At 68.2% G+C, this 6,647-nt stretch carries 6 protein-coding genes; 1 reads left to right on the top strand and 5 read right to left on the bottom strand.

The genetic code is table 11. The features are described from left to right. The first annotated feature begins 241 nt into the window (after positions 1-241). Positions 242-1,216, top strand: coding sequence for a DUF4434 domain-containing protein (locus tag L995_RS11875; RefSeq protein WP_047471919.1), 975 nt, complete (start codon positions 242-244; stop codon positions 1,214-1,216). Positions 1,217-1,232: 16 nt separating this feature from the next. On the opposite strand, the gene L995_RS11870 is transcribed toward L995_RS11875, so the two are convergent. The 5 genes from L995_RS11870 to L995_RS11850 form a co-directional block, all read right to left on the bottom strand. Then, on the bottom strand, positions 1,233-2,378 hold the full coding sequence (locus tag L995_RS11870) for an acyl-CoA dehydrogenase family protein (RefSeq protein ID WP_047471917.1): 1,146 nt from the start codon (positions 2,376-2,378) through the stop codon (positions 1,233-1,235). Between the two features lie 26 nt (positions 2,379-2,404). Then, positions 2,405-3,106 carry an alginate O-acetyltransferase AlgF gene (locus tag L995_RS11865; protein ID WP_047471915.1) on the bottom strand — a complete coding sequence of 234 codons (702 nt, stop codon included), beginning with the start codon at positions 3,104-3,106 and terminating at the stop codon, positions 2,405-2,407. A 17-nt stretch (positions 3,107-3,123) separates the two neighbouring features. Continuing rightward, entirely contained in the window at positions 3,124-4,587 is a 1,464-nt protein-coding gene (locus tag L995_RS11860; protein ID WP_047471911.1) for an AMP-binding protein, read from the bottom strand. Between the two features lie 69 nt (positions 4,588-4,656). Further along, positions 4,657-4,896 carry an acyl carrier protein gene (locus L995_RS11855; RefSeq protein WP_016449889.1) on the bottom strand — a complete coding sequence of 80 codons (240 nt, stop codon included), beginning with the start codon at positions 4,894-4,896 and terminating at the stop codon, positions 4,657-4,659. 22 nt (positions 4,897-4,918) lie between these two features. After that, positions 4,919-6,499 carry an MBOAT family O-acyltransferase gene (locus L995_RS11850; RefSeq protein ID WP_047471910.1) on the bottom strand — a complete coding sequence of 527 codons (1,581 nt, stop codon included), beginning with the start codon at positions 6,497-6,499 and terminating at the stop codon, positions 4,919-4,921. Between the last annotated feature and the right edge of the window lie 148 nt (positions 6,500-6,647).

Raw genomic sequence — 6,647 nt, 5'->3', positions numbered from 1 at the left:
CACCCCAGGGTGGCGCGAGGCATTTCTACTTGATCCAATGGCGGCAAGCCCTTGCCTGGTTCGGGCCGACAGTACATCTGCGCGGACATCGTCCCCTTGGCTCCAATTCATCGTCGGTTCTGATTCAACCCTCAGCCCGGCCGGGTCAACCCCCGCTGGGCCGGCCCCCTTGGGACGGGGCGGTGCCGCTTGGCTGTATTCTTGGCGCTTGCCTTCACGCAGCCTTGCGGCCGTCCCCAACATGCATTTGTCCAGACGCGAATTCCTCGGCGCCGGCGTGGCCGCCGCCTGTGCCTCGCTGGTCGGTTGCGCGGCCTCGGCGCCCGTGTCGGGCAGTTTCCTGCAGCCGTGGCGCAGCCATCTGGAGATGCCGCGCGACCAATGGCGCCAGCGCCTGGCCGCCACCCAGGCGCTGGGCTGCCGCGAGCTGTTCGTGCAATGGAGCGGCCTGCTGGGCGATACCGAGGCGGACAGCTGGATGCTGGCCGACGCGCAGATCGCCGACCTGCTGGACATCTGCACCGAACTGGGCATGGGCGTGCACCTGGGCCTGCCCTATGACGAGCGCTGGTGGAAGCAGATCAGCCTTGACAACGCCGCAGGCCCTGCGCCTTACCTTGCGCATATCGCCGAGCTGGGCACCAGCCACATGTACGCCAGCACCTGGCCGCGCCATGCGGCCTTTCGCGGCTGGTACATCCCCTACGAGCTGGAGCAGTACCACTGGGCCGCGCCCGAGCGCATCGAGCTGCTGGTGAGCGCGCTGCAACCGCTGGCCCAGGCGGCAGCGGCCACATCCGGCCAGGTGCCCGGCATCTCCACCTATTTCAGCCAGCTGCAGACCCTGGGCAGCCTGCCCACGCTGTGGAGCATCCTGCTGGACCGCGTGTCCCTGCGCCCCATGGTGCAGGACGGCGTGGGCGTGGCGGGCCTGGGCAACTACGAGGCGCTGGCGCCGCTGCAGCAGATGCTGCTGGAGCGCAGGGCGCCGTTCGATCTCATCGTGGAGCTGTTCGAGCAACTGCCGCCCGCGCGGCCCGATGGCTCGGACTTCCAGGCGCGCACGGCCAGCTTCGAGCGCGTGCGTCGCCAATGGGACGTGGCCCGCGACTACGGCGCCCAGCGCGTCGTTGCCTTCGCCATCGATCCCTGGGTGCTGAACGACACGCCCGAAGCCCGGCAACTGCTGCGCGGGTGGAAATCCGCCGCGCGCTGAGCGGCAGGCGGCCGGGTCAGAAGCGCTTGGCGATGATCTCTCGCAGGATCTCGCTGCTTCCGCCGAAGATGCGCAGTGCCCTTGCATCGGCCCAGGCACGGCCGATGCCGTATTCCGCCATGTAGCCGTAGCCGCCGTGCAGCTGCAGCAGCTCGTCCAGCACCTGGCCCTGCAGCTCGGTGGCGTTGAGCTTGGCCATGGCGGCGGTGACGGAGTCCAGCGAGCCTTCCAGGTGCTGGGCCAGGCAGTCGTCCAGGAAGACGCGCAGCATGGTGGTCCTGGCCAGGGCGTCGGCGAACTTGAAGCGGGTGTTCTGGTAGTCGAGCACGCGGCGCCCGAAGACCTTGCGGTTGCGCACGAACTCGGCAGCCTCGTCCAGCATGCCTTCGGTGGAGGCCGCCGCACGCAGCGCGATCGCCAGCCGCTCCTGCGCCAGCTCCTGGGTCACATGCTCGAAGGCTGCGTTCTCGCGCCCCAGCAGGTGGTCGGCCGGCAGGTGCAGTTCGTCGAAGAACAGCTCGCAGGTGTCCTGGCTGTGCTGGCCTATCTTGCGCAGCGCCGGTCCCTTGCCCAGGCCCTTCATGCCTTCTTCCACCACGAACAGCGACAGGCCGCGCGCGCCCAGGTCGGGCTCGGTGCTGGCCAGCACCACCATCAGGCCGGCGTTGACGCCGTTGGTGATGAAGGTTTTCTGTCCGTTGAGCACGTAGCCGCCGCCCTCACTCTCGCTCTTGCGCAGGGCGCGCGTGCGCACGGCCTTGAGGTCGCTGCCCGCGCCAGGCTCGGTCAGGGCGATGGCGCCTATCAGCTCGCCCGTGGCCATGCGCGGCAGCCAGCGGTCCTTCTGCACCTGCGTGCCGAAGTTCCAGAGATAGGGGGCCACCATGTCGGAATGGATGGAAAAGCCGATGCCCAGGCAGTTGGCGCGCGCCAGCGCCTCGATGACCACGGCCGCGTGGCCGAAGTCGCCGCCCTGGCCGTAGGGCGGGGGCAGGTCGCAATTGAGCAGGCCGCTGTCGCCAGCCTTGCGCCACAGGGCGCGCGGCGTGATGCCCTCTGCCTCCCAGTCATTGATGTGGGGCAGGATCTCGGTGGCCACGAATCGGTCCACCTGTTCCTTGAACAGCAGGTGGTCTTCACGCAATACGGAGCGGGTGCGCATGTCTGTGTCGGTCTCCTTGGGCTGGGTCAGGGGCGATAGGTGTCGGTGGCGCTGGCCTGGCCGCGCAGCACGGGTGCGGCGGCCGTACCCGTCATGAACAGGCTGTAGTGGTCGCCCGGCTGCAGCTGGGGCAGTGCCAGCGGCGCGCTGGCCGCAGTGGCGCAGATGGCGGCAAGCTGGGCGCTGACCGGGTTGATGGAGCGGCTGGCCGACCTGGCGGGCGCCACGCCCGTGAACAGCGGCGTGCCCGTGCCGGCGATCTTGAGCCCGCCTTCGGTGCAATCGTCGATCAGGTTGTAGAAGCGCAGCTCGGCCTTGAGCGCGTCCTGGCTGCCGCCGGAGTCGTCGATGGCCGTGAAGCGCGTGGCCGCGTTCTTGCCCTGGCGCTGCGGCACCAGGGTGGTGAAGCTGCCCGGCGCCACCTTCATGCTGCTGGCGCTCTTGCCGTCCAGCTGGATGGCAAAGGGCGTGTCGCCCTTGACGATGGCGTAGCTGCTGGCCGGCTTGCTGCCGGACAGCGTCTGCTCGGGGCCGTCGGCGATCTTCACGCGCAGGCTGCCCGCGTCGGGGTGGACCACGCGCACGAAGGACGAGCCTGCGGGGGGGCGCGCGGCGTACAGCTGGGCCAGCGTGCCTTCGGCATGCGCTGCAGGCAGGCAGGACAGGGCCCCCAGCCCGGCCAGGGTGAACAGTGCTTGGCGCCTCACAGCGGAAAAAACGGAAGTCATGCCTGCAGATCCTTGTTTCATTGGGCGGGGCGCATGCGCGAGTCGAGGTACATGCGCTCCAGTTGCTTGCGGTCGGCCTTGTCAGTCTGCGTCAGCGGAAAGCCGTGGCAGGCCAGCAGTTCCGACGGAATCATGTAGGGCGGCACGCGCTGGGCCAGCAGTTCGCGCCATCCGGCCAGGTCTTCGGGCAGGGGCTGCATGCCGGGCGGGCCGCTGCGGTCCAGGTCCACGAAGCCGATCATGCGCACGATGAAGCCATCGGGCCGCTTGAGTGCCACCGCCGCGCCTGCGCGCACGCCGGGCAGGGTGGCCAGCACGGCATCGACCTCGGCCAGCTCGATGCGGTAGCCGTGCATCTTGATCTGGTCGTCGCGCCGGCCGTGGAAGGTGACCAGGCCCTCGCCGTCGATCTCGCCCAGGTCGCCCGTGCGGTAGCCGCGCTTGCCGTTGCGCATGAACATGCGTGTGGCGTGCAGGTCGGGGCGGTTGAGGTAGCCGCGCATCACGTGGTCGCCGGCCACGCAGATCTCGCCTTCGTCCAGGAAGACGTCGGCATAGGGCTTGGCCCGGCCGATGGGAAAGGGCAGCGGCGCGCGCTGGCGCAGCGCGGGGTCGATCTCCACCCAGGTGGTGGAGCAGGTGGCCTCGGTGGGGCCGTAGGAGTTGATGATGCGCGCCTGGGGAAAGCGGCTCCACAGCGCCTCGGCCACGGTGGGCGTGAGCGATTCGGCGCCGAAGACGAAGACGCGCAGGTCGGGCAGGTGCTGCTGGTCGAAGTCGGCATCCAGCAGCTGCTGGCGCACGAAGGAGGGCGTGGATGCCCAGACGTTCACATGGGTGCGCGCCAGGTAGGCGGCAAAGGCCTGGCGGTCGGCAATGGTCTCGCGCGCGCACAGCACGCAGGCACCGCCCGTGACCAGGGCGCCCATCCAGTTGAACAGCGAAAAGTCGAAGCTGAACAGCATCTGGTCCATGAACACCGGCGCCTCGCCCAGGGCCAGGCAGTCGCGTATCCAGCCGGCGAACAGGCCCAGGCTCTCGCGCCCGATCTGCACGCCCTTGGGATCGCCCGTGCTGCCCGAGGTGAACATGATGTATGCCAGCGATTTTTCCTGCAGCGGCTGCGCGGCGATGCCGGTGTCCAGGAAGCTGCGGGCCTGCGCGTCGTAGTGCAGGCCGGCCTGCACCAGCGTGGCGATGCGCGCCATGCGCTCGGGCGGGTTGATCACGTCCACCGGCACGAAGGGCACGCCCAGGCGCAGGCAGCCGAGGATGGCCACGAGGAACGCGGTCTCCTTGTGCCCCGTGATCAGCAGCGGCTCGTCGCGGCGAGCGCCGCGCGCCAGCGCCTGCTGCTCCCATCGCGCCACGGCCTGGGCCAGTTGCTGCCAGTCCAGCGTGCCGGCGGCATCGATGACGGCCGGCCGCTGCGTGCCGGCGTCGGGCTCGATGAAGTCGAAGCGGTCAAAACTGAATCGCATGCGGGCTCCTTGCGGCGGTGGGTGGATGGGGATGGCTGCGCAGGCCGGGCCGACAGTGCCGGCGTCTCATCACGCCTTGCGCTGCTCGGCCACGTACTGCGCCAGCGTTTGCACGGACTCCAGGTGCAGGTCGATCTCCGATGGCGGTATCTTGACGCCGAATTCCTTCTCGATGGCCAGGGCCACGTCCACGGCGGACAGCGAGTCCACCAGGCCCGATTCGAGCAGCAGCGTATCGGGCTCGACCGAGGTCAGGATGATGGCTCCGATGATCTGGGCAATCTTGGTTTCGATGTCATTGTGGGACATGCTTTTTTCTCCAACAGGCGTTTCAGAACTGGAAATACAGGAAGCGGGTTTCCTTGTGCAGGTTGACCAGGCACAGGAAGAGCAGGACCAGGGTCACGGCCGTCCAGCCCGCGCTGGGGCGCCAGCGCATCCAGGCCTGGGGCGCCTCCTGCACCTTGAACATGGCGGGCGAGAAGCGGCCCAGGATCTGGTGGGCATTGGGCGTGAACCAGGCAATGGCCAGCAGCAGCAGCACCAGGGCCAGCTGCATATGGTGGCCTATGGCCAGGCGGATGGCATCGCCCATTGCCAGGCCCTGGACGTGGGACAGCGACTCCAGCGCCTCCACGCCGCGCAGGCCGGCCATGCCCTTGAGCAGCAGCATGGCGTCGCCCACGCCGTGGGCGCGGAAGAAGGTCTGTGCGATGAGCACGGCGATGAAGGTGATGACAACGCACAGCGCCTGCACGCCCCGGCCCGATTTGCGGGCGGCGGCCGGCTTGCGGCTGACCACGAAGATGCGCCAGGCATGGTTGACCGACAGGTAGAAGGCATGCAGCAGACCGAAGATCACGTACTGCAGGCCGGCGCCGTGCCAGATGCCCGCCAGCCCCATGGTGAACAGCGTGGGCACGACGATGGTGGCCGCAAAGCCGCCCGGCGTGCGCGCGGCGCTCGATCCCACGGACAGCCCGCGCTTTTCGCGTGCGCGCGAGATGGCCATGGCCACGGGGTAGTACAGGTAGGCCGTGAGGTAACGCGTCAGCGTCATGTGCCAGCGCGCCCAGAAGTCGATGATGCTGCCGGCCTTGTAGGGCGAGTTGAAGTTCAGCGGGAAACGGATGCCGAACATGCGCGCCAGGCCCAGGGCCATGTCCGAATAGCCCGAGAAGTCGAAGTACAGCTGCAGCGCGTAGCTGAGGCTGGCGCCCCAGGCGGCCCAGAACTGCAGCTCGCCGGGCGCGGCGAAGCCGGCGTCCGCATAGGGTGCGATCTCGTCGGCCAGCAGCACCTTCTTGGCCAGGCCGATCACGAACAGCGTGCCCCCGATGGACAGGTTGTCCGCGCGGAACCGGTAGTTATCCGGCTGCGCGAACTGCGGCATCATTTCCTTGTGGTGCAGGATGGGCCCCGCGATCAGGTGCGGGAAGAAGGTCACGAACAGCACGTAGCTGAGCAGGCTGCGTTCCTTGACGATGCCCGAGCGGCAGTCCAGCAGGTAGCCGATCTGGGTGAAGGTGAAGAACGAGATGCCCAGGGGCAGGATCAGCTCGTGCATGCCGCCCTGCGTCAGCCCCCATTCGCCCAGGAAGTTGAACAGCGTGGCGAAGTACTTGTAGTGGAACAGTGCCGCCAGGTCCGCGCCCACGCCCAGCGCAGTCACCAGCCCCTGCAGCCGCGCATGGCCGGCAAAGCGCAGGATCAGCCGGCTCACCACGTAGTTGAAGGCAATGGACAGGGCCAGCAGGGCGACGAACTGCGGGTTCCACCAGCCATAGAAGACGAAGGACGTCAGGCACAGCCAGAACGCGGCCAGCCGCAGGCTGATGGCGCCGGCCAGGTAGTGGCCCGCCAGCGCGATGGGCAGGAACAGCAGCAGGAAAAGATAGGAGTTGAACAGCATGTAGCGGGCGGTTTCACGCAGGCGGGGAGGCGGCGTCCAGCTCCTTGAGCGCCGCTTTTTCATCGTCCGTCAGGGGCAGGGACAAGGTGTTTTCCGAGAACTCCCAGATCACCAGCCGCAGGCTGGCCGGCCAGGAGGCGCGGCGCTT

Source organism: Delftia sp. ZNC0008 (genome assembly GCF_000799035.1).
Classification (GTDB): Bacteria; Pseudomonadota; Gammaproteobacteria; order Burkholderiales; family Burkholderiaceae_C; genus Comamonas; species Comamonas tsuruhatensis.
The sequence above is the reverse complement of the archived record's forward strand: the minus strand, read 5'-3'. Positions and strand labels throughout refer to the sequence as shown.